This window comes from Salinivibrio siamensis, from assembly GCF_001996005.1.
Classification (GTDB): Bacteria; Pseudomonadota; Gammaproteobacteria; order Enterobacterales; family Vibrionaceae; genus Salinivibrio; species Salinivibrio siamensis.
The window spans coordinates 1-21105 of record NZ_MUFB01000019.1 but is presented as its reverse complement, the minus strand read 5'-3'; the positions used below and the strand labels follow the sequence as shown (position 1 = coordinate 21105).

Below are 21105 nucleotides of genomic sequence, written 5' to 3'. Positions count from 1 at the left end.
TGAGGCCGGCAGCATAGGACGTGAATATGGTATCGATTAACGGTGTATCCTCCCCACAGACAAACCGGCCTAACCATCCCCAGCGTGCGGGCAAAAAGCCGCAAACGACGCGCAAACAAACGCCCAAGACGACGCAAGTGGCCAAGGCGGTTCGCCAGCGTGTCGACCCCGCCGCGATTGCGCAAGCAGAACAGGCGAAACAAGCGTACGTGCAATATGATTTGCCGGATGGCCGCGGCCGTCAAGCGATGGCTTCCTACTTCGCGGTGTTAAATCAAGCCAGGCGAGAGGAACTGATCAACTTAGTAGGCGTCGATATCTATGTGTGATGTGGCGCGAAAGGAGCCTGATATGAAGTCTTACCTGTTTGTTTTATGCGGCATGTTGCTACTGAGTGGCTGTACAAGTTTGCCTGAGTCCCTAAAAGGCCGGATGGACCAGCCCGTGACCGAATACCCGGTGGTCGCGAAAATGACAGAGGCAAACCAAGGGGAAGAGGTGCGCCTTGGTGGCTTGATCGTCGGGGTGAATAACCGTGAACAGGACTCTGTGGTTGAAATAGTGGCGGTGCCAACGTCGACAGCGGGTCGGCCCGATATCGATGCCTCGTCGCTTGGGCGCTTCAAAGCGATTTTTACTGGCTTTATTGAACCGGCTGATTATGCCAAAGGCCGGCCGATAACGGTGTTGGGCGAGTTTCAGGGCCGTCAAGCGGGAAAAGTGGGGGATTATTCCTATGATTACCCCGTGCTTAGGGTAACAGGGCACCAGCTTTGGGATATTGAACAGCATGTGGTTGATGATGACAGACCTTATTGCTACGGCTTGTACTGCTCCCGAGTGCGCATTGGCGTCGGCATGGGACGGGTGCAAAGCGTTATTAGCTTACCTTATTAGCCCTTGTATGTGATTGTGATGATGACACCGCCATTGACGGAGGCTCTCGAGTCATTATTGGCGTCTGATCCGGCAGCACTCGGGTTATCGTCTGGCTTAACGCCGACCTCGATTCGACTTAATGATGTGACAGTGGCCGCGGCAAGACGCCCAGCAAACGGCTTAGCGCCAACATTGGTTTTTTTACATGGCTGGCAAGACAACCTGGCGAGTTTTGATTCGCTTATCCCCATGCTGCCTCAAGACTACGGGTTACTTATGTTTGATTGGCCCGGGCACGGTTTGTCTGATCACAAAACCGGGGATTATCACTACCCGTTTTTTGATTATCTAGACAGCTTGCATCAAGTGCTTCACCAAACACTTTGTTCGCAACCTGAGAAAAAGGGACCCGTCATATTGGTGGGGCACTCATTGGGAGGGTTAGTGGCTAGCTGTTACGCGGCCAGTTTTCCTGAGTCGATCGCGGGGGTTGTCTCGATAGAAGCGTTGGGGCCCATTGTTGAACCTGAACATAAAATCACCGAACGCATCGCGAAAAGTCTCAATCAGCGCTTAAATTCAGCGCAAAAACCCCCACGTCTCTTTGATTCTGCGATTAAGGCGCTACAATTGCGCGCATCCATTAATAAAGTCGCCTGTCAGTCACTGATGCCACTGGTAGCACGCGGGATCGAAACATGCGGTCATGGTGTACGTTGGCGTCATGATCCCAAGCTTCGTGGTGAGCCACTGTATCGAATGGCGCCCGGCCATGGAGAGTCGATTATTCGAGCGATTGAATGCCCTGTGCTGGCGATTCGTGCGACAGATGGGTATCCTGCGCTGCGCTCTGCCGATGCCGCGCAACGAGCCACGTGGTTTAAGCAATTGACACTCATTGAGATCCCCGGGACACACCATTGTCACCTTCAGCAACCGCAACAAACTGTGTCGTTAGTAACGGATTTTGTGACCAAAATTCAAACGCGCACTTAAAATGCTCGTGTAAAAATAATGTTAACGCTATGGTGGGCAGGTTAAACACCTGTTTGAATTATGCCTCGCGTCGATCGAAGCAGGCAATATAGCCTGCAAGTTAACACATAGGAGAAAGCCAGTGGAAAAGGTATGGCTTAATCGTTACCCGTCGGATGTACCGGCGGAAATAGATCCAGATGCCCATCGCTCTCTGGTCGAGATGTTTGAACATTCTGTCCAGCAGTACGCGGATCAAACTGCCTTCATTAATATGGGGCAGGTCATGACATTTCGTAAACTGGAAGAGCGTAGCCGTGCGTTTGCAGCCTATCTACAAAACGAGCTGAAACTGAAAAAAGGCGATCGCGTTGCCATTATGATGCCGAACTTGCTGCAATACCCAATTGCCCTGTTTGGTATTTTACGAGCCGGTTGTGTCGCCGTGAACGTTAACCCGTTGTACACCCCTCGCGAGCTTGAGCACCAATTAACGGACGCCGGGGCAAAGGCGATTGTGATTGTGAGTAACTTTGCTCACACGTTAGAAAAAGTGGTCGACAATACGCCGGTGAGACACGTGGTATTGACCAGTTTGGGTGAACAGTTGCCACGAACCAAAGGGACCCTGGTTAACTTTGTAGTCAAATACGTCAAAAAAATGGTGCCTAAGTATCATTTGCCGCACGCGACCTCGATGCGCCAAGCGCTGCGCCGTGGTCGACGTATGCAATATGTGAAGCCTTTTTTGAAAGGCGAGGATATTGCATTTTTACAATATACCGGTGGCACCACGGGGTTAGCGAAAGGCGCCGTACTCACGCATAGAAATATGTTAGCTAACGTCTATCAAGCCAAAGGGACGTATCAGCCGGTACTCAATGCAGGTGAGGAGTTAGTTGTCACTGCATTGCCGCTTTATCACGTATTTGCGCTCACGGTCAATTGCCTCTTGTTTATTGAAATGGGTGGACAAAATCTACTGATCACCAACCCACGCGATATTCCAGGTTTTGTTAAAGAGCTACAAAAGTATCCGTTTACGGCCATTACAGGCGTGAATACCCTGTTTAACGCGCTACTCCATAACGAAGATTTCCATGAGTTGGACTTTTCTAACCTGCGCTTGACCGTCGGTGGCGGTATGGCCGTGCAAAGGGCTGTGGCGGAAAATTGGAAAAAGCTGACTGGCAAGCATTTGCTCGAAGGATATGGGTTGACGGAGTGTTCGCCACTGGTTGCGGCCTATCCTTATGATTTACGTGACTACAACGGCTCCATTGGGTTGCCCGTGCCATCGACGGAGGTGCGCATCGTTGATGATCAGGGTGAAGATGTGGCGGACAACCAGCCGGGTGAGTTGTTAGTGCGTGGCCCGCAAGTGATGCAAGGGTATTGGAATCGTCCAGAGGCGACACGAGACAGTATCGACGAACAGGGTTGGTTAGCGACTGGCGATGTGGTGCAGTTCGATGATGATGGTTTCTTGCATATTGTCGATCGCAAAAAAGACATGATCCTCGTCTCTGGTTTTAATGTGTATCCTAATGAAGTGGAAGATGTCGTTGCGTTACATGACAAGGTGTTAGAAGTGGCCGCCATTGGCCAGCCAGATGAGAATTCCGGGGAAGTGGTTAAAATTTGTGTGGTCAAAAAAGATCCCTCGCTTACGCGAGATGATCTTGTGGCGCACTGTCGCAAACACCTCACTGGCTACAAGGTACCACGTGTCGTGGAATTTAGAGATGAACTGCCTAAAACCAATGTGGGTAAAATTCTGCGTCGAGAGTTACGCGATGAGCCGCAAGCCACTGAGCAAAAAGCGTCAGCTTAATGCGAACCGACCCAGAAAAGGGTAAACTGTCGATAACGAATCACGAAATGCCGGCCTCGCCGGCATTTTCTTTATGGGCTTTTTTGTGAACTATCAACAAATCACCACCGATCAACAGCTGGTCGATATCTGCGCACATTTCCGTGACCAAGCCGTTGTGATGCTTGATACCGAGTTTGTCCGTACGCGTACCTTTTATGCACAATTAGGGCTGGTCCAGATTTATGATGGCGAGCAACTGGTGCTGGTTGACCCGCTAGCCATTGATGATCTTTCTCCGTTATGGGCGCTGTTGACTGACACCCAGGTCACCAAGGTGTTACATGCGAGTAGCGAAGACTTAGAGGTTTTTCAGCACTACGCGGGCGTGTTGCCAACCCCCATGGTAGACACGCAAATCGTCGCCGCCTTTTTAGGTCATGGCGTCTCCGAGGGCTTCGCAAGCTTGGTAGAGCGTTATGTCGGCGTGAGCTTAGATAAAGGAGAGTCGCGCACTGATTGGTGTGCACGTCCCTTAACGGACAAGCAGAAACAGTATGCGGCCGCTGATGTGTATTACTTGCTACCGCTTTATCAAGCGCTGACTCAAGCGCTATCCGACACACCGTGGTATGACGCCATGGTAGAAGAGTGTGGCCTGTTGTGCCGCAAAAAGCAGTGGGTAAAGCCGGATGAAGCAGCTTATCTCGATATTAAATATGCGTGGCAGCTTAAACCTCAACAGTTAGCGGTATTGCAAGCCCTTGCCAAGTGGCGAGCTAAGGAAGCGCGCCGCCGGAATATGGCACTCAACTTTATCGTTAAAGAGCAAAACCTCTGGAAAATGGCGCGTTATGGTATTCGTACGGTTGAGCAAATGAACGAGCATGGGTTCGACAAATTTGAAGTGCGTTATCACGCGCAAACCTTGATCACGTTGGCCACGCAAGCGGATAAAACCCCGTTAGCCCAATGCCCGCCGGCCATCACACGCTTAGTCGATGAGCCTGGGTATAAGTCGGTGATTAAAGCGATTAAGGAGCAGGTGCAAGCCCAGGCAGATAAATCAGGCTTAGCGCCTGAGTTTATTGGTTCTAAAAAGCAGCTTAATCAATTGATTACCTGGGTATGGCGAGAGGAGCGTCAAGAAGACAAACGTCCTGACTTAGCCTCGGGGTGGCGCTTTCGGTTAGTGGGTGAGACATTGCTGACGATGATCCCTAACGCCCCAGGGGCATAGTGATCATCTCACGCATAAACAAAAGCGGTGGCCTTGAGCCACCGCTTTCTGTATTAGCCCGTTGTGATTGAGATCTAGCTCTCTTTTCCCTCTTCGGGCAAGGTGACATTCAGCTCCAAGACGGATAGGTCATCATCGCCTTGCTCTAGGCTGACAGACACTTGGTCCGGTGCGATATCCACGTATTTGCGGATCACGTCTAAAATATCTTGCTTGAGCTGAGGCAAATAAGTCGGCGCTGGGCTATCTGCACTGCGACGCTCGGCAACAATAATTTGTAAACGCTCTTTGGCAATATTGGCCGACTTTTTCTTAGATGGGCGGAAGAATTCAAGCAGTGCCACATTAGCCTCCAAATAAGCGTTTTAGGAAACCTTTGCGCTCTTCCTCGATAAAGCGGAAGGGACGCTCTTCACCCAGCAGACGCGCAATGGCATCTTCATAGGCTTGGCCTGCATCAGATTCTTGGTCAAGTACCACTGGCTCACCTTTGTTTGAGGCGTGCAACACAGACTGGCTCTCCGGGATGACCCCTAACAGTGGAATACGCAAGATATCTTCAACATCCTCAACACTGAGCATTTCACCGTTGGTCACACGTGCAGGATTATAGCGAGTGAGTAATAAGTGATGTTTTACCGGATCCTCGCCGTTTTCTGCGCGGCGTGACTTGGAGTCGAGAATACCAAGAATCCGATCAGAGTCGCGTACGGATGAAACTTCTGGATTGGTGGTCACAATCGCTTCGTCAGCAAAATACAGCGCCATTAATGCACCGGCTTCAATGCCCGCGGGCGAGTCGCAAATAATGTATTCAAAGCCAAGCTCATCCATGTCTTTTAGAACCCGCTCCACGCCGTCTTTGGTTAGCGCATCTTTATCGCGTGTTTGTGAGGCTGGCAGAATAAACAAATTGTCTACGCGTTTGTCTTTAATTAATGCTTGATGCAGATTGGCTTCGCCGTTAATGACATTGACAAAGTCATAGACGACCCGACGCTCACAGCCCATCACCAAATCCAGGTTACGTAGGCCAATATCAAAATCGACCACGGCGGTTTTTTTGCCTGTCATGGCCAACCCGGTCGCCAATGCCGCACTCGATGTTGTTTTACCAACACCGCCTTTACCGGAAGTAATTACAATAATTCGTGCCATTCCTCTTCCTTATTCTCTTATAGCGTGAGGGGGTCAATGTGTAAGCTTTCTTGATTAAGCGAGACCATGGAAGGTCGCTCTAAATGTTCTGATGGAATTTTATCGCTGAGCCAATAGCTTCCTGCTACTGACAATAATTCTGACTGAAGGTTCTGACAATAAATACGCGCTTGCTTTTGTCCACTTGCGCCGGCAATAGCTCGGCCACGCAAAACGCCATAGATATGAATACTGCCATCGGCTATCACTTCCGCGCCGGCACTGACATGATTGAGGATCACCAGATCGGCGTTTTTCGCATAGATTTGCTGACCTGAACGCACGGGGGCGGTGACCACTTTGGCAGGCGGCTGAATCGGATCGGCAACTCGGGATTGCTTGCTTGACTTGAGCACGGCTAGTTGCGCATTCAGCGCAAGCTCGCGTGTATCATTATGGGTGACGCCGGTCAATCCGACGAGAATCATGCCTGTGGCCTGTAAGCACTGCTTTAAGGCACCGATATCAGGACATTGTGATAGACGGCTAATGTCAGCGACAACAGGGGCGCCTTGAAAAAAGGCCGGTGCTTGGGTGACTTTCTCTGTCAAAACATTGGCAGCGGCAGCAAAATTATCGTCAACGAGGTGGAGGACGGAAAGGGTAAAGGTTGAGCCTTTCAACTCCGGTTGTTTGAGCATGTTATTCGATCCCGGTTTTGTCATTTAAACACGAGTCAGACGCGCATTATCAGACGTTGGATAGCATGGTATATTCACAGCGCCAATGCGGCAAGCAGGGTTTGCCGTTGATGCGGCATTTCTCCCTTTAATGGTGTTTTTTTAACGTTTGAATGAGAAATGGCAGCAGAGACGCGTTTTGACACACTTTGCTGCAAAGCTTAACAAACCTTTACCCCGAGATGACAATTTATCGCCAGTAATATGGCATGCTCATGAGGACTTTTGAGATGTATTGCGCAATTTATCGTAGCAAAAAGAAAGAAGGCACCTATCTTTATCTTGCAGAGAAAGATAAATTTGATGATGTGCCTGAGGCATTAATGAATAGCTTTGGGCAACCCGAATTTGCCATGATGATCAACTTAGACAAGCGCGATAAACTGGCTGTTGTTGACATCAATAAGGTTAAACAAAGCCTGCAAAGTGATGGTTTTTTTGTGCAATTGCCCCCGCCACCTGATGCGGCATTGCAGGCCATTCGTAATAAAAACGAAAAACTGTAAAAGGAAGACTATGCGCAAAGGTATGATTTCAGCTTCTATCGCGGCGGCACTTTTGGTGAGCCCTGTGATGGCCAAGCCCGGATTCGAGCAGTATGTGACCACCTTAAAAGCCGAGGCACGAGAGGCGGGCATCAGTGATGCGTTACTTGAGCGTGCGTTTAAGGACGTTGAATACCACGAGCGTGCGGTCAGCTCCGATCGAAATCAACCTGAGCGACGCCTTACGCTGGATGAATATATTCCGCGTGCTGTGCCTGATTGGAAAGTCGCCCAAGCGAAAAAACTGTATCGTGAACATTACGACACGTTGAAAACCATCGGTGAGCAGTACCAAGTTCAGCCGCGTTTTATTGTGGCTTTATGGGGCGTAGAAAGTAATTTTGGCAAACTTCAGGGCAGTTATAATGTGATTGAAGCTTTATCAACATTAGCCTTTGATGGTCGTCGAGAGGCCTTTTTTCGTAAAGAGACCATGGCTGCACTGAAGATATTACAGCAAGGGCACATTGCGCCAGAAGCGATGAAAGGCTCTTGGGCAGGGGCAATGGGCCAATGCCAGTTTATGCCAAGCTCGTTTATTAATTACGCGGTCGATGGCAATCAAGATGGTAAGAAAGACATTTGGCAAACAGAAGCCGATGTTTTTGCGTCTGCTGCGAATTACTTAAAAAAAGCCGGGTGGGATGATACTTATACATGGGGGCGGCAAGTACAGCTACCTGCAGGAATAGATCGTACTTTGCTTGGCACCGACAGTGATAAAGCACACTCATTGAGTGCCTGGCAGACGCGTGGTGTGCGCCGTTTGAATGGTCAGGCGCTACCCGCCGTCGATATCAATGCGTGGTTGATTCAGCCTGATGATGGTAAAGGCAGGGCTTATCTTGTTTATAATAATTATCAGAGTTTATTGAAATGGAATCGCTCGCACTACTTTGCGTTAGCGGTGAGCCATTTGGCAGACAGAATTAAATTTGGTTAAGGGATAAAAAAAAGAGGCTGAGCGCCTCTTTTTTTATGCGGGAATATGGACTTAGGCTTCTTGGCCTGGGATGAGGAAATCTTCCTGCTTAGCCGCACCGCTCTCAATCGCTTCGCGAATCACTTTCGGCATACGACCTTGGCCTGTCCAGGTTTTTTGTGAGCCATCTTCGCCCGTATATTGATATTTTGCTGGACGAGTCGCGCGTTTACCCGATGCTTTGCTCTTGGAAGCACCACCTAACAATGCCACGATTTCTTCTGGGTCAATACCGTCGGCTTCTAACATAGCACGGTATTTTTCTAACTTCTCTAAGCGCTCTTTTTCTTGCGCTTCAGCTTGGCGATCGATTTCTTTGCGCTCTTCAACAACCGTTTGTAATTTTTCTAAGGCTTCGTTCAGTTGCTCAGTAGACATCTCTTTTGCAACTGCGCGTAAGCTACGCAAATTGAGTAAGGCTTTCATTGCATCAGACATTATTGGTTCCTATTTGATTTATATGTTAATTGAAAGAATGATAGCAGTATAATTGAAATATACAATATGACCTATATTAATACGCCATATTGTTCATTAATTGCAAGTTAACCGCAAATTTGACTTTAATTCTATTGTCTTTTTTGAAACAGATGTCTAAAAAAATAGAAGATAAGACGCATTTTATTGGCATCGAGTAAGGTGGGGGTTAATCGACGTTTTTTCAACCATAAATAGTTGCGATAGTAAACACGTTGTGTAGAATGCACCACGCTTAACGTAGAGGTGCGTTGTTTATAAGTCGTGCGCAAGAGGGTGATACCGATGAGAGCGCATAAAAGGAAACAACGCCGAAGCCAATCAGGTCATCACACCGATTGAGCTGGGGCTGTTACCGAATAGGGGCAGCACTGCCATAGTACTTGGAAATACACTATGGAGCGCTACTGTATGTAGGAGGCAAGCTGTTTGCCGTGTGATACCACACCTAACCGTCTTCATTTCTGCAGTAGATCTCCAACCACCTGGTTGACACTGAGATCATGAACTTAACAGATTTTTCTTCATCCGCTTTATCACTGCTTCCCCCTTTATTGGCGCTAGGCCTCGCGATTGCCACACGACGGGTTTTATTGTCGTTGGGCATGGGAATCGTACTGGGTACTGTATTACTGACCGATTTTTCTTTCCTCTCTTCTGGACAGTACTTACTTGAGGTGATCACTGGGCTATTTATTGCTGATGGAGGCTTAAATAGCTGGAATTTAAGTATTCTCGCGTTTCTTATTTTACTCGGTATGATCACTGCGCTCCTGTCTCTTTCTGGAGGCACACGCGCGTTCGCCAATTGGGCGCAAAGTCGGATCAAGAGTAAACGTGGGGCGAAACTGCTCGCCGCTTTTCTCGGCGTATTTATATTTGTCGATGATTATTTCAACAGCTTAGCGGTGGGCGCCGTTTCTCGCCCCGTGACAGATAGATTTCACGTCTCTCGAGCGAAACTGGCTTACATCCTTGACTCCACGGCAGCCCCTATGTGTGTGATCACACCAGCATCAAGCTGGGGAGCCTATATCATTACCGTGATTGGCTCGATTTTAGTGGCGCATGGTGTGACGGATTACACGGCGCTAGGGGCATTTGTCACCATGATCCCGATGAACTTTTACGCCATTTTTGCCTTGCTCTTAGTGTTTGCGGTGGTTTGGTTTCAACTGGATATTGGCCCGATGCGTCAGTTTGAATATCAGGCGAAAAAAGGCAGTCGATTGGGCGATGAAAGTGAAAACTGCGCTGATATCTGCGATGACTTAGGGATTGAAGAAAGTGATAAAGGCAGCGTGGCTGATTTGGTCGCCCCCATTATTATGCTAGTCGTGGCGACGGTGGGGGCGATGCTATATACCGGCGGGCAGGCCTTGGCCGCTGATGCACAATCCTTTTCTCTCCTCGGCGCGTTTGAAAATACCGATGTCGGCATGTCATTGCTGTGGGGTGGACTGGCGGGTTTAGCTGTGTCCTTAGTGATGACAGGTAAACAAGGTATTGCGGTATCAGATATTGCGAAAACCCTTTGGGTGGGCGCAAAGTCTATGTTTGGCGCGATCCTCATTCTGTTATTTGCTTGGTCAATTGGCCATATTATTGGTGATCTACAAACAGGCAAATATTTGTCGTCCTTGGTTGAGGGGAACTTACCGGCGCAACTCTTGCCTGTGGTGCTCTTCTTGTTGGCGGCAGTGATGGCCTTTGCAACAGGGACGTCGTGGGGGACGTTCGGTATTATGCTTCCTATCGCGGGCGATCTTGCCGCGGCGACAGACATTGCTCTGATGCTACCTATGCTCTCAGCAGTATTGGCGGGGGCGGTATTTGGCGATCATTGTTCACCAATTTCTGATACCACTATCTTGTCTTCAACAGGGGCACGATGTGGACATATTGACCATGTCGCCACCCAGCTCCCTTATGCTATTGGCGGGGCGCTTGTCTCAACCGTAGGCTTCATGGTGTTAGGCTTTACCGCGTCACTTCTTTGGTCCTTGATGGCGACCGTGCTTGCGTTCGTTGCACTATGTGCTGGGTTAATGTGGCTTAAAAAGCGACCGTGTAAATTGGTCGGTTAATTATCTAGCCTCGCCTCGGCGGGGCTTTTCTTTTTCTGCTAGTGCGGTAGCATGCCTGTTTATTTAATCCAGCTCGCCCAAAACGGGCATTACGTGTAGAGACAGTTATGGCTCAGTTATACTTTTATTATTCGGCAATGAACGCGGGTAAGTCGACCACCTTGTTACAATCGGCTTTTAACTACCAAGAGCGCGGTATGCAGCCTCTACTCTTTACCGCCGCGATTGATAACCGCTATGGGGTCGGAAAAATTAGTTCGCGAATTGGCTTAGAAGCTGATGCCCACCTGTATGACAATCAGACGTCGCTATTCGAGCACGTTGCGACTATCTTGGCGCAAGAGAAAGTTGACTGTTTATTGATTGATGAGAGCCAATTTTTGACCAAACAGCAAGTCCTTGAGCTCACTGATGTGGTGGATAAGCTGCGGATCCCAGTATTGTGTTATGGATTAAGAACGGATTTTCGTGGTGAGMTGTTTGAAGGGTCGCAGTACTTGTTGGCGTGGGCTGATAAGCTCGTTGAACTGAAAACCGTATGCTATTGTGGACGTAAAGCGAGTCGAGTTATTCGCCAAGATAGCCAGGGTAATGCCATTGCGGATGGTGATCAGGTGGTGATTGGGGGCAATGAACGTTATGTTTCTGTGTGTCGCCGCCACTACAAACAGATGCTTGGGTTACTCTAGACGGCATTGAGTTCGGTCAAACACAACAAAGGCGAGCGGTAAGCTCGCCTTTTCCATTTGGCCGACCGGATTCAGCGCTATTTAGCCGCTTCTTGATCGACTGGCACAATTTCACTGGCATGGTAGCCTTTTGGTCCTTCCTGAACCTCGTAGTTGACGGTTTGTCCCGCCTTTAATGTCTTATATCCGTCCATCTGGATGGTAGAATAGTGGGCAAACACATCGCCTTCTCCTTCTACCGGACAAATAAAGCCAAATCCTTTTGCATTGTTAAACCATTTTACTGTACCAGTTTCCATGCGACACATCCTTCTTGCATCAAACTTTGCATACCTGCGATAAACGCGTTCATTTCACCTCATCAATCCCGGCAGCGTGGCACCGTTGCCATCACTGATATGATTGAATAGAAGTGACATGGTTAGTTTACCTACCACATGTTTCACTTTAGTAGATACTTTTAGGCAGTCAAGTGTGGGGTATAACTTATAACAGTAATGTAATATCGAATCGAAAAAGTGTGAGGAAGTGGCAATTATTCATTCAACAACAGACATCTTAATTGCATAGTTTTTTAGATTTTACCCTAGATGTTTTCGCTATAACCCCGTGTGATTACAGTGATAGATGCGCTATTACAGGACTCAACTATTACTTTTTATTCTAATAACTTGCTCTTTAGCCCTTAAGTGTTTGGATTGGCATGAGCGCTACTGGCATTACGTAAGGAGTATGCCTGCTTAAAAATGATCATGGAGTGAATATTATCGAATCGAGAGAGGCGTGTACCTATTTCTTACCTGTCGCGCTTGATGCGATCCGCCCACACGTTAGTTGCTAGCCGGATTGCCTTGTTTTTTGTGCATTTTGATGCAGTGAGCGATGACACGTTCGTGTCGCGCGCAGTGAACGAAATGCGGCGTCAGACACTATTACATAATGCAGTGCTTAACAATTGCTCAGGCAAACGGTGTTCGCAATGAAAAGGTTGCTGGAATACAATCTGTGGCTTAACTTTAAGTATAGGTGGACGGGAATCGTGGATGGCAGTAGTGCCCCGCCACATCACTTACCGAGACACCCTAACAATGCATTGAATGAGTTATGAGTAATTGGAACCAGTGGGGTTTGCCTGACGCAGAGGCCGAATCGTCAGAAAAAACCAAGTTGCAACCGCCATCAATGTACAAGGTGGTGCTAAATAATGATGACTATACTCCGATGGAGTTTGTTATCGATGTGCTCCAGACGTTTTTTGCCATGGATGTGGACAAAGCGACGCAAGTCATGCTGACGGTGCACTATGAAGGAAAAGCGGTCTGTGGCGTATTTACCGCCGAGGTCGCTGAAACGAAAGTGGCACAGGTAATGATGTATGCCAAAGAGCATGGCCATCCGCTACTGTGCACGATGGAGAAAGCTTAGCCGGCTCCATCACGCTTTAGCGCGGTTTTTGAGGGAGGTGCCTTTATGCTTAACAAAGAACTTGAAGCCAGTTTGAATGGCGCGTTTGCACGTGCGCGTGAAAAACGCCACGAATTCATGACGGTGGAGCACCTGCTTCTCGCGTTAATCGAAAATGCGGCCGCGCACGATGCGCTGGTCGCGTGCCGTGCAGACTTGGAGGCGCTGCGCAAAGAACTTGATGCGTTTATCGAACAAACCACACCGCTGATCCCCGCGGACGATGAGTCGCGGGAGACGCAGCCAACGCTAAGCTTCCAGCGAGTACTCCAGCGGGCTGTTTTTCATGTGCAGTCATCCGGTCGTAGCGAAGTAAGCGGTGCGAACGTGTTGGTGGCCATCTTTAGCGAACAAGAGTCCCACGCCGCTTACCTGCTTAAAAAGAACGACGTGAGTCGTCTTGACGTGGTCAACTATATCTCTCATGGCACCACAAAAGATGAAGGCGACGATCTGCCAAGCAGTGACATGGGCGCCGATGAGGCCGGTGCGGAGCCGGGTGAAGACCGGTTGGAGAACTTCGCGACTAACCTTAATCAGCTCGCGCGTGTTGGCGGTATTGACCCGCTAATCGGTCGTGATAAGGAACTTGAGCGCACCATCCAGGTCCTGTGTCGCCGTCGTAAGAATAACCCCCTGTTGGTTGGCGAAGCCGGGGTCGGTAAGACGGCAATTGCAGAAGGGCTCGCATGGCGCATTGTCGAAGGGCAAGTGCCAGATGTGATCAAAGATTGCGTGATTTATTCGCTCGACATTGGGTCTCTGTTAGCCGGGACCAAATACCGTGGTGACTTTGAGAAGCGCTTTAAATCGATCTTGAAGCAACTCGAAAAAGAAGATCATGCGGTGCTCTTTATCGACGAGATCCACACTATCATTGGCGCAGGTGCTGCCAGTGGTGGCCAGGTAGATGCCGCAAACTTAATTAAACCGCTATTGAGTAGTGGAAAGTTACGCTGTATCGGCTCGACGACCTACCAAGAGTATGGCTCTATCTTCGAAAAAGAGCGGGCACTGGCGCGCCGTTTCCAGAAAATCGACGTGATTGAGCCCTCTATTGATGACACCACTAAAATCTTGATGGGGCTGAAACCCAAATACGAAGCCCACCACGAAGTGCGTTATACCAATAAGGCCATTCGTGCTGCTGTGGAGCTGTCGGCGAAATACATTAATGAGCGTCATTTGCCAGATAAAGCGATCGATGTGATCGATGAGGCGGGGGCGCGGTGTCGTATGGCGCCAGCCAGCAAACGCAAGAAGACGGTCAATGTCCCTGATGTTGAGAGTATGATTGCGAAAATGGCGCGTATTCCTGAGAAGTCGATTTCTTCGTCAGATAAAGACGTGCTGCAGTCGCTGGATGACAAGCTGAAAATGTTGGTGTTTGGCCAAGATACCGCCATCACCGCGTTGTCTGAAGCGATCAAGTTAAGCCGCGCAGGACTGGGCGATGAGAATAAACCTGTCGGCTCTTTCTTGTTTGCCGGGCCTACCGGGGTCGGTAAAACCGAGGTCACGGTACAATTGGCCCGCGCGATGGGCATTGAGCTGCAGCGCTTTGACATGTCGGAGTACATGGAGCGTCACACCGTGAGCCGCTTGATTGGTGCTCCCCCAGGCTATGTGGGATACGATCAGGGCGGGTTGCTGACCGATGCGGTGATCAAGCACCCATACAGTGTAGTGCTGCTTGATGAAATTGAGAAAGCACACCCAGACGTGTTCAACCTGTTGTTACAGGTGATGGATAATGGCACTTTGACGGACAACAACGGACGCAAAGCCGATTTCCGCAATGTTATCTTGGTGATGACGACCAATGCTGGCGTGGCCGAGACGGTGCGTAAGTCGATTGGCCTGATTCAGCAAGACCACAGTCATGATGCAATGTCCGAAATTAAGAAGGTGTTCTCGCCAGAATTCCGTAACCGTTTGGACAACATCATCTGGTTTAATCACTTGGATGAGCAAGTTATCTTGCAAGTGGTGGATAAGTTCATTGTCGAGCTACAAGCTCAACTGGACGCCAAGGGCGTGTCGCTTGAGGTGACGTCAGAGGCGAAGCGCTGGCTAGCGGAAGAAGGCTATGACAAGGCAATGGGAGCACGGCCGATGGGGCGCGTTATCCAAGATAACTTGAAAAAGCCACTGGCTAATGAGCTGCTGTTTGGCTGTCTGGTCAATGGGGGGACGGTTCGTGTGGTATTGAAAGATAACCGGTTGGACTTCCAATTCAGTGATCAAATGGAACCTGCTTAATCATCTTGAGACGAAAAAGCAAAACCCGGCATCGCTGCCGGGTTTTTTGATCGCGTTCGGAGGATTAACGCGAACGGAAAACGATGCGACCTTTGGACAAATCGTAAGGGGTCATTTCAACAGTGACTTTGTCGCCGGTCAGGATGCGGATGTAGTGCTTACGCATCTTGCCTGAAATGTGGGCAGTCACCACGTGACCGTTTTCTAGTTCTACGCGGAACATAGTATTAGGCAACGTATCGAGTACGGTGCCTTGCATTTCAATTACGTCTTCTTTTGCCATTGAATCCTCTTAGGCCTCTTCTGGTAGCCAATTTTTTGACCGACAGATAATGCCTCTATTCTGAAAGTCTGTAAAGTTCGGGTGCGAATTTTACCCTGTTGGGGCGCTCCTTGCTAGAAAAAATAGCCACTATTGTGGAATAAGCGGCCAGGAAAACGCCCGCCACTGCTGGTTGATAAAGCGTTGATGTGGATAATAGTCCGCCTTATAACGCATCGCTGGACAGGTGTCGATTTGATAGCCCAAGTAGAGCCAGGGTAAATGGAGTGAATTTGCCAGTTGTAGCTGTGCCTGAATACTGACGCGTCCAAGAGAGAAGCGGTGCTCTGGTTCGAAAAAGGTATAAAGCGCACTTAACCCATCGGCGACGACATCAGTCACGGCGATGGCAACCAGGGTGAGTTGGTTATGATCGCGTTGATACAAATGGATAAAGCGCGGGGATAACCAGTCACTACCGATAAAGTCGAGAAAATCTTGGCGCTTGGCAGGGTACATATTGCCATCAGCATGACGAGTGGCGATGTACCGTTGAAAGAGTGCAAACCAGTTCTCATCAAGCTCATCACTCACTTTAATCTCTAGGCGATTAAGCTGGCTGCGATGACGCTTTTGGCTTTTTGAGGGTTGATATTTGGCCACATCAATCCGAAGCGCTTGGCAGGCCTGGCATTGTGGGCAGTGCGGCCGGTAAATAAGGTTACCACTGCGACGAAAGCCAGCGGCTAACAGCGCAGCATATCGCTCGGGCGTGTGGTAATCCGCCGACATCACCACGGCCAGTTGCTCTTGCTGGTGAGACAAGTATTGGCAAGATGCTGTAGGCGTGACGCCTACCTGGATCCCCACACTCATTATGGTCTCCAATCTGCAATCTGCTGCGGTTGGCAGCCCTGGATAATGGGGTCATCGCGATGAGCGTGCAGCGCGGCGATAAACGCGTCGCGTGTCCAGGGTTTGGCGCCCAAAGAGGCTAAATGTGGGGTCATCATCTGACAGTCAATATAGTGCCCCCCTCGTTGCGCGAAGAATTGGCTAAATTGCCAAAGGGCAAACTTTGACGCATTGGTCGTGTGGGAAAACATGGATTCACCACAGAACACACGGCCTACAGAGACACCGTAAAGCCCGCCGACAAGGTGTGCTCCGTCCCACACTTCCACACTGTGGGCATCGCCTTGCTGATGAAGCTGGCAGTAAGCGGCTTGCATCTCATCGGTAATCCAGGTCTGTTCAGGTCCACGAATAGTCGCGCAGGTAGCAATCACCGTCTCGAATGCGCGATTGAACGTGATGGTATGCGCAGACTTTTTGGCGGCTTTACGCAAACTGCGACTGGCGTGAAAATCAGAGGGCTGAAGGATGGCGCGTTCACTCGGCGACCACCACAATAAAGGGTCATCTTCGCCAAACCAGGGGAAAATACCACTGCGATAAGCCGACATTAGCCGCGCAGGTGATAGATCTCCCCCAATGGCGAGCAAGCCATCGGGGTGAGAGAGCGCCTCATTCACGGGCGGAAAGCCGACATCATTTTGCGCTAAAGGGGGTAAAAAGAGGGTCATCGTACACTCTCTTATTACAAGCGGTTCATGAGTTGTGCATAGCGACCGTTGCGTGCCAACAAGTCTTGGTGCGTGCCTTGCTCAATAATGCGGCCTGCATCCATTAAACACACTGTGTCCATATGCGCCAAGCCAACCAATCGATGGGTAATGATCATCACGGTTTTATCCTGACAATGGTCTTGCAGTAAGGATAGAATTTCTGCTTCGGTTTGCACATCCAGTCCTTCCGTTGGCTCATCAAGCAACATAATCGGCGCGGGGTGCAAGAGGCCACGAGCAATCCCCAAGCGGCGGCGCTCGCCCCCAGAGAGTTGTCGTCCGCCGTCGCCCAACCATGCGTCTAGCCCTTGGCCTTCGAGCAGCCCGGTTAAGCCGACGCGGTGCAGGGCAGAGGCGAGATCATCGTCTGATGCATCTGGGCAAGCGAGGGTAAGGTTGTCGCGCAGTGTGCCATTAAACAAATCAACGCTTTGTGTCACCACAGACATGGCGTCACGCAGCGCGGTTTCTTGCCATTGCGTTAGAGGCACCCCATCAAGGGTGATTTGACCTTGGGTGGGATCCCACGCGCGGGTGAGCAAGCTCAATAAGGTTGACTTACCACATCCCGTCCTTCCTAGCAGTGCCAGTGTGTGTCCCGGTGTCACGTGGAGCGAGATATTTGAAACCGCGTCTTGTGCCGCGCCTGGGTATTGGTAACTGACGCTATCAAAGCAAATATCGCCGACGGCAGGGCCAGTATGTCCGTGGGAAGGGAAGGGGACACTGGGTGCTCGCTCGGTGATCGCATTCAGTCGTTTGGCAGCGGTAAGCGTTTTACCCAGATATTGGAACGCGGCGGTAATAGGCATCATCAGCTCAAAGCTGGCCATGGTTGTAAAGGCGACCATCGCGATCAGTGGGCCTGGCATACGCTCACCGACACCATCTGCTGCGAGCCAAATCATCATCACCAATGTTAGCCCTGTGGCCGCGACGAGCACGGCATTGGCCAATCCGGTAATACGCGCCATATTGGCTTGTGCGTGAAGCATCGCTTGCTCGCTGTCATCGATGCGGGCGCGATAACGGTCACGTGCGCCAAATAAAGCCAGCTCGGCGTGGCCTTGTAACCAATCGAGCAGTGCTATGCGTGTGGCTGCGTTTTGCTCCAATTGAGCACGGCCTTGATCGTTACCCAAGCGATAAAAAAGGATGGGTAGCCCAATCAGTAACGCGAGCAAGGTCAGTCCAAGCGCCATGCCAAGCCTTGGGTCAAACCATCCCAGGAAGAAACTCACTGCCAGGATACCGACGATACCGACCATCATCGGGCTGACTAGGCGCAGATAAACGTGGTCCATCGCATCGACATCGGCGACCATGCGATTAAGCAAATCGCCATCACGCATGTTCAGCCCTTGATCAGGGACTAACGGGGCGAGTTTGCGAAAAAATGACACGCGCAAATCTGCCAATAGTTTGAAGGTGGCATTGTGGCTAACCACACGTTCGGCCCAACGACCAAAGGTACGGCCAATAGAGAAGCCACGCACACCCGCAGCAGGGAGCATGTAATTAAAGGTAGCGATACCCGCCAGGCCTGCAACAGCCGCAGCGGCAATAAACCAGCCGGAGAGGGTGAGTAGGCCAATAGCAGCAAATAGTGTGGCAAACGCCAGCACCATGCCTAAACTCAAACCAAACCAGTGGCGCTTATAAAGACGAAGATAGGGCAGTAGTTCACGCATCGAGGTTTCTCCTATCGGCGGAAGCCAGCATCTCTGCCAGCGGGCCCGAGTCAGCCAGACTGTGATATGGGCCTTGTTGCACGAGTTTCCCATCCATCATTACCCAGACTTGGTCACTGTTGGCGAGTGAGTCCAAACGGTGCGATACCTGTATACAGGTTTTATCGTGTGTTGCTGCACTCAAGGTTTCTAGCACGCGATTTTCGCTATGTGCGTCTAGGCTTGCAGTCGGTTCATCCAGTACCCAGAGGGCGCCATCTTGTAATAGCGCTCGCGCGACGGCAATACGCTGTGCTTGACCCACCGATAACCCCCCATTTCGGTCACCGACAGAGTGGGCTAAACCGTCGGTCAATCGCATCACAAATTCATCCACGTACGCTTGCGTCATCACCTGATTAATCATATCTGGCGTTGCCTCAGGGTTGGCCAGAGCAATATTGTCGCGGATACTGCCGTGGAAAAGTTGCGGATTCTGCCCGACCCAACTGATCGATTGGCGCCAGTGGCTGATGGAGAGATCACGGCGTTCGCAGCCATTAATGGTGAGGCTACCACGGTAGGGCAGAAAACCAAGCAGGGCGTTAAGGAGGCTGGATTTGCCTGCGCCACTGACGCCAATGAGCGCAATCTGCTCGCCTGGCTGAGCAGAAAAACACATGGGCCCTGCCAATACGTGGCCGTCGGGACTGAGTACCTCCAGGTCGTGCGCGATAATAGCGACGGTGGATAAATCAGGCGTGGCCTCACCTTGAGTGCCGGTATCTGGCTGAGCGTCCAGGAATTCGACGATCGACTCAGCCGCACCAATCGCTTGCGCCTTGGCGTGATAAAAGGTGCCGAGATCGCGCAACGGCTGATAAAACTCGGGGGCGAGCACTAAAACAAATAAACCGGTAAACAGCGAAATGGAGGCGCCATAGTGACCAAAGTCGAGCTCACCAATAAAGCTAAAGCCGAAATAGACGGCGACAACGGCGATGGAAATAGCGGTGAAAAACTCCAGCACGGCCGATGATAAAAAGGCGAGGCGAAGCACTTCCATGGTGCGTTGACGAAACGTGTGTGACGCGAGATGAAGCTGCTCGGCCTCCGCTTCGACGCGGTTAAACAGCTTGAGTGTGGGCAGTCCACGCAATCGGTCGTAGAAGTAACCGGATAAACGTTGCAGTGCCTTAAAGTTTTTTCGGTTGGCATCAGCGGCTTTAATGCCAACTAAGGCCATAAAAAAGGGGACCAACGGTGCGGTCACTAAAAAGATCAATCCTGAGGCCCAGTTGATTGGGAAAACGGCGACTAAGATCACCAACGGGATCAGGACGGCGATGGCCATTTGCGGTAAATAACGGGCAAAAAAGTCTTGTAACTCTTCCACTTGCTCTAAAATCAGACTCGCCCAACTGCCTGCTGGGCGCCCTTGGATACTCACCGGCCCCAACGCCTCGAGACGATTCAGGATTAAATGACGAATATGTTGGCGAATCGCTTCACCACAGCGGTAACCCGTTTGCTCTTTCGCCCAACTGCATAGCGCACGCACTATCACGACAACAGCAAGGGCAAAAAAGCTTGGGAGTAGGGCAAATTTATCCGTTTGTTCAATAATCAACTGGTGCAGCAGGTGGGCAAGAAGTGCTGCTTGGGCAATCAAAAGCACACCGGAGAGGAGTGCAATACTAATCGTCGCAACTAACCAGGGTTTGGCTAACGTGCTCTGCGACTTGAGCCATTGGGTTAGCGCCCGCTGTTTAGATTTATCCATATCGTCTTATTGTTTTATGAGAGCCTACAAATAGGCTGGGCAGGCCACCGAACGGCAGCCTGCATGAGAGCGTGGGCTTACTGATTATTTGCCAGAGCGTCGAGATAGCGCTCGGCATCTAATGCGGCCATACAACCGGTGCCTGCAGAGGTGATCGCTTGACGGTAAACATGATCCATCACATCACCAGCAGCAAAGACACCTTCAACGCTGGTTTGGGTGGCGTTGCCATTAAGGCCCGACTCGACCTTGATGTAGCCATTTTCCATCTCTAATTGACCCGCAAAAATATCGGTGTTGGGTTTATGGCCGATAGCAACAAACACACCCATCACATCCAGTGTTTCGGTTTCATCACTTTGGGTGTCTTTCAAGCGTGCTTGGGTCACGCCCATTTCATCGCCTAAAACTTCATCCAACACGCGATTAGTATGAAGGACAATATTGCCGTTGTTGACTTTATCCATCATGC

At 50.2% G+C, this 21105-nt stretch carries 22 protein-coding genes and 1 riboswitch; of the genes, 11 read left to right on the top strand and 11 right to left on the bottom strand.

Annotated features, from left to right (window positions below; genetic code table 11):
• The first annotated feature begins 26 nt into the window (after positions 1-26).
• The 5 genes from BZG73_RS16275 (at position 27) to rnd (ending at position 4907) form a co-directional block, all read left to right on the top strand.
• Positions 27-329 (top strand): hypothetical protein, encoded by a 303-nt coding sequence (locus BZG73_RS16275; protein ID WP_046073539.1) that lies wholly within the window; start codon positions 27-29, stop codon positions 327-329.
• A 22-nt stretch (positions 330-351) separates the two neighbouring features.
• Positions 352-897 carry a Slp family lipoprotein gene (locus BZG73_RS11045; RefSeq protein ID WP_158075301.1) on the top strand — a complete coding sequence of 182 codons (546 nt, stop codon included), beginning with the start codon at positions 352-354 and terminating at the stop codon, positions 895-897.
• An 18-nt stretch (positions 898-915) separates the two neighbouring features.
• Positions 916-1875, top strand: coding sequence for an alpha/beta fold hydrolase (locus BZG73_RS11040; RefSeq protein WP_235606055.1), 960 nt, complete (start codon positions 916-918; stop codon positions 1873-1875).
• Positions 1876-1996: 121 nt separating this feature from the next.
• Entirely contained in the window at positions 1997-3688 is a 1692-nt protein-coding gene (fadD, locus tag BZG73_RS11035) for a long-chain-fatty-acid--CoA ligase FadD (RefSeq protein ID WP_077668313.1), read from the top strand.
• Positions 3689-3773: 85 nt separating this feature from the next.
• Positions 3774-4907 (top strand): ribonuclease D, encoded by a 1134-nt coding sequence (gene rnd / locus BZG73_RS11030; RefSeq protein WP_077668331.1) that lies wholly within the window; start codon positions 3774-3776, stop codon positions 4905-4907.
• A gap of 74 nt (positions 4908-4981) precedes the next feature.
• Here rnd and minE read toward each other — a convergent pair whose 3' ends face one another.
• From minE to minC, 3 genes are read right to left on the bottom strand one after another with little or no spacing between them, the layout of a single operon-like run.
• Positions 4982-5251 (bottom strand): cell division topological specificity factor MinE, encoded by a 270-nt coding sequence (gene minE / locus BZG73_RS11025; RefSeq protein WP_046073536.1) that lies wholly within the window; start codon positions 5249-5251, stop codon positions 4982-4984.
• A gap of 1 nt (position 5252) precedes the next feature.
• The gene (gene minD / locus BZG73_RS11020; protein WP_046073535.1) at positions 5253-6065 is read right to left on the bottom strand and encodes a septum site-determining protein MinD; all 813 of its coding nucleotides are present in this window, start codon (positions 6063-6065) and stop codon (positions 5253-5255) included.
• 17 nt (positions 6066-6082) lie between these two features.
• Entirely contained in the window at positions 6083-6745 is a 663-nt protein-coding gene (minC, locus tag BZG73_RS11015; RefSeq protein ID WP_077579212.1) for a septum site-determining protein MinC, read from the bottom strand.
• 269 nt (positions 6746-7014) lie between these two features.
• Between minC and BZG73_RS11010 the strand changes: the two genes are divergently transcribed.
• Entirely contained in the window at positions 7015-7290 is a 276-nt protein-coding gene (locus BZG73_RS11010; protein ID WP_046073533.1) for a YcgL domain-containing protein, read from the top strand.
• Positions 7291-7300: 10 nt separating this feature from the next.
• A complete protein-coding gene (locus tag BZG73_RS11005; protein ID WP_046073532.1) occupies positions 7301-8272 on the top strand; it encodes a lytic murein transglycosylase in 972 nt (323 codons plus the stop codon).
• Positions 8273-8323: 51 nt separating this feature from the next.
• Here BZG73_RS11005 and BZG73_RS11000 read toward each other — a convergent pair whose 3' ends face one another.
• Complete coding sequence (locus BZG73_RS11000) at positions 8324-8749, bottom strand: H-NS family histone-like protein (RefSeq protein WP_046073531.1); 426 nt, start codon at positions 8747-8749, stop codon at positions 8324-8326.
• A 272-nt stretch (positions 8750-9021) separates the two neighbouring features.
• Positions 9022-9203: riboswitch (Lysine riboswitch) on the top strand.
• Between the two features lie 88 nt (positions 9204-9291).
• Between BZG73_RS11000 and BZG73_RS10995 the strand changes: the two genes are divergently transcribed.
• Entirely contained in the window at positions 9292-10875 is a 1584-nt protein-coding gene (locus BZG73_RS10995) for a Na+/H+ antiporter NhaC family protein (protein ID WP_077668312.1), read from the top strand.
• 107 nt (positions 10876-10982) lie between these two features.
• Positions 10983-11564 (top strand): thymidine kinase, encoded by a 582-nt coding sequence (locus tag BZG73_RS10990; RefSeq protein ID WP_077668311.1) that lies wholly within the window; start codon positions 10983-10985, stop codon positions 11562-11564.
• Positions 11565-11641: 77 nt separating this feature from the next.
• Here the strand turns inward: BZG73_RS10990 and cspD are convergent, their stop codons facing one another.
• Positions 11642-11863 carry a cold shock domain-containing protein CspD gene (gene cspD, locus BZG73_RS10985; RefSeq protein ID WP_046073528.1) on the bottom strand — a complete coding sequence of 74 codons (222 nt, stop codon included), beginning with the start codon at positions 11861-11863 and terminating at the stop codon, positions 11642-11644.
• An 805-nt stretch (positions 11864-12668) separates the two neighbouring features.
• Between cspD and clpS the strand changes: the two genes are divergently transcribed.
• Together clpS and clpA are read left to right on the top strand one after the other, a co-directional pair.
• Positions 12669-12989 (top strand): ATP-dependent Clp protease adapter ClpS, encoded by a 321-nt coding sequence (gene clpS / locus BZG73_RS10980; protein WP_046073527.1) that lies wholly within the window; start codon positions 12669-12671, stop codon positions 12987-12989.
• Positions 12990-13034: 45 nt separating this feature from the next.
• On the top strand, positions 13035-15290 hold the full coding sequence (clpA, locus tag BZG73_RS10975; protein WP_077579213.1) for an ATP-dependent Clp protease ATP-binding subunit ClpA: 2256 nt from the start codon (positions 13035-13037) through the stop codon (positions 15288-15290).
• 64 nt (positions 15291-15354) lie between these two features.
• On the opposite strand, the gene infA is transcribed toward clpA, so the two are convergent.
• The 6 genes from infA to BZG73_RS10945 form a co-directional block, all read right to left on the bottom strand.
• Entirely contained in the window at positions 15355-15573 is a 219-nt protein-coding gene (infA, locus tag BZG73_RS10970) for a translation initiation factor IF-1 (protein WP_021022425.1), read from the bottom strand.
• 129 nt (positions 15574-15702) lie between these two features.
• Entirely contained in the window at positions 15703-16428 is a 726-nt protein-coding gene (locus BZG73_RS10965; RefSeq protein ID WP_077579214.1) for an arginyltransferase, read from the bottom strand.
• Positions 16428-17138 (bottom strand): leucyl/phenylalanyl-tRNA--protein transferase, encoded by a 711-nt coding sequence (gene aat, locus BZG73_RS10960; protein WP_077668310.1) that lies wholly within the window; start codon positions 17136-17138, stop codon positions 16428-16430. The genes BZG73_RS10965 and aat overlap by 1 nt, the downstream gene beginning before the upstream one ends.
• A gap of 14 nt (positions 17139-17152) precedes the next feature.
• Complete coding sequence (cydC, locus tag BZG73_RS10955) at positions 17153-18871, bottom strand: heme ABC transporter ATP-binding protein/permease CydC (protein WP_077668309.1); 1719 nt, start codon at positions 18869-18871, stop codon at positions 17153-17155.
• Positions 18864-20633 carry a heme ABC transporter permease/ATP-binding protein CydD gene (gene cydD, locus BZG73_RS10950; RefSeq protein ID WP_077668308.1) on the bottom strand — a complete coding sequence of 590 codons (1770 nt, stop codon included), beginning with the start codon at positions 20631-20633 and terminating at the stop codon, positions 18864-18866. Before cydD ends, cydC begins: the two co-directional genes overlap by 8 nt.
• Before the next feature lie 77 nt (positions 20634-20710).
• Positions 20711-21105, bottom strand: a 395-nt coding sequence (locus BZG73_RS10945) for an FAD-dependent oxidoreductase (RefSeq protein WP_158075300.1), incomplete at its 5' end; no start/stop codon positions are given.

Coding starts and splice junctions, on each gene's coding strand:
- BZG73_RS11000 (WP_046073531.1), bottom strand. CDS start 8,749: ATGTCTGATGCAATGAAAGCCTTACTCAATTTGCGTAGCTTACGCGCA.
- cydC (WP_077668309.1), bottom strand. CDS start 18,871: ATGCGTGAACTACTGCCCTATCTTCGTCTTTATAAGCGCCACTGGTTT.
- infA (WP_021022425.1), bottom strand. CDS start 15,573: ATGGCAAAAGAAGACGTAATTGAAATGCAAGGCACCGTACTCGATACG.
- BZG73_RS11010 (WP_046073533.1), top strand. CDS start 7,015: ATGTATTGCGCAATTTATCGTAGCAAAAAGAAAGAAGGCACCTATCTT.
- cydD (WP_077668308.1), bottom strand. CDS start 20,633: ATGGATAAATCTAAACAGCGGGCGCTAACCCAATGGCTCAAGTCGCAG.
- BZG73_RS10965 (WP_077579214.1), bottom strand. CDS start 16,428: ATGAGTGTGGGGATCCAGGTAGGCGTCACGCCTACAGCATCTTGCCAA.
- cspD (WP_046073528.1), bottom strand. CDS start 11,863: ATGGAAACTGGTACAGTAAAATGGTTTAACAATGCAAAAGGATTTGGC.
- minD (WP_046073535.1), bottom strand. CDS start 6,065: ATGGCACGAATTATTGTAATTACTTCCGGTAAAGGCGGTGTTGGTAAA.
- BZG73_RS16275 (WP_046073539.1), top strand. CDS start 27: ATGGTATCGATTAACGGTGTATCCTCCCCACAGACAAACCGGCCTAAC.
- aat (WP_077668310.1), bottom strand. CDS start 17,138: ATGACCCTCTTTTTACCCCCTTTAGCGCAAAATGATGTCGGCTTTCCG.
- minC (WP_077579212.1), bottom strand. CDS start 6,745: ATGCTCAAACAACCGGAGTTGAAAGGCTCAACCTTTACCCTTTCCGTC.
- BZG73_RS11040 (WP_235606055.1), top strand. CDS start 916: ATGATGACACCGCCATTGACGGAGGCTCTCGAGTCATTATTGGCGTCT.
- clpS (WP_046073527.1), top strand. CDS start 12,669: ATGAGTAATTGGAACCAGTGGGGTTTGCCTGACGCAGAGGCCGAATCG.
- BZG73_RS11045 (WP_158075301.1), top strand. CDS start 352: ATGAAGTCTTACCTGTTTGTTTTATGCGGCATGTTGCTACTGAGTGGC.
- clpA (WP_077579213.1), top strand. CDS start 13,035: ATGCTTAACAAAGAACTTGAAGCCAGTTTGAATGGCGCGTTTGCACGT.
- BZG73_RS11005 (WP_046073532.1), top strand. CDS start 7,301: ATGCGCAAAGGTATGATTTCAGCTTCTATCGCGGCGGCACTTTTGGTG.
- BZG73_RS10995 (WP_077668312.1), top strand. CDS start 9,292: ATGAACTTAACAGATTTTTCTTCATCCGCTTTATCACTGCTTCCCCCT.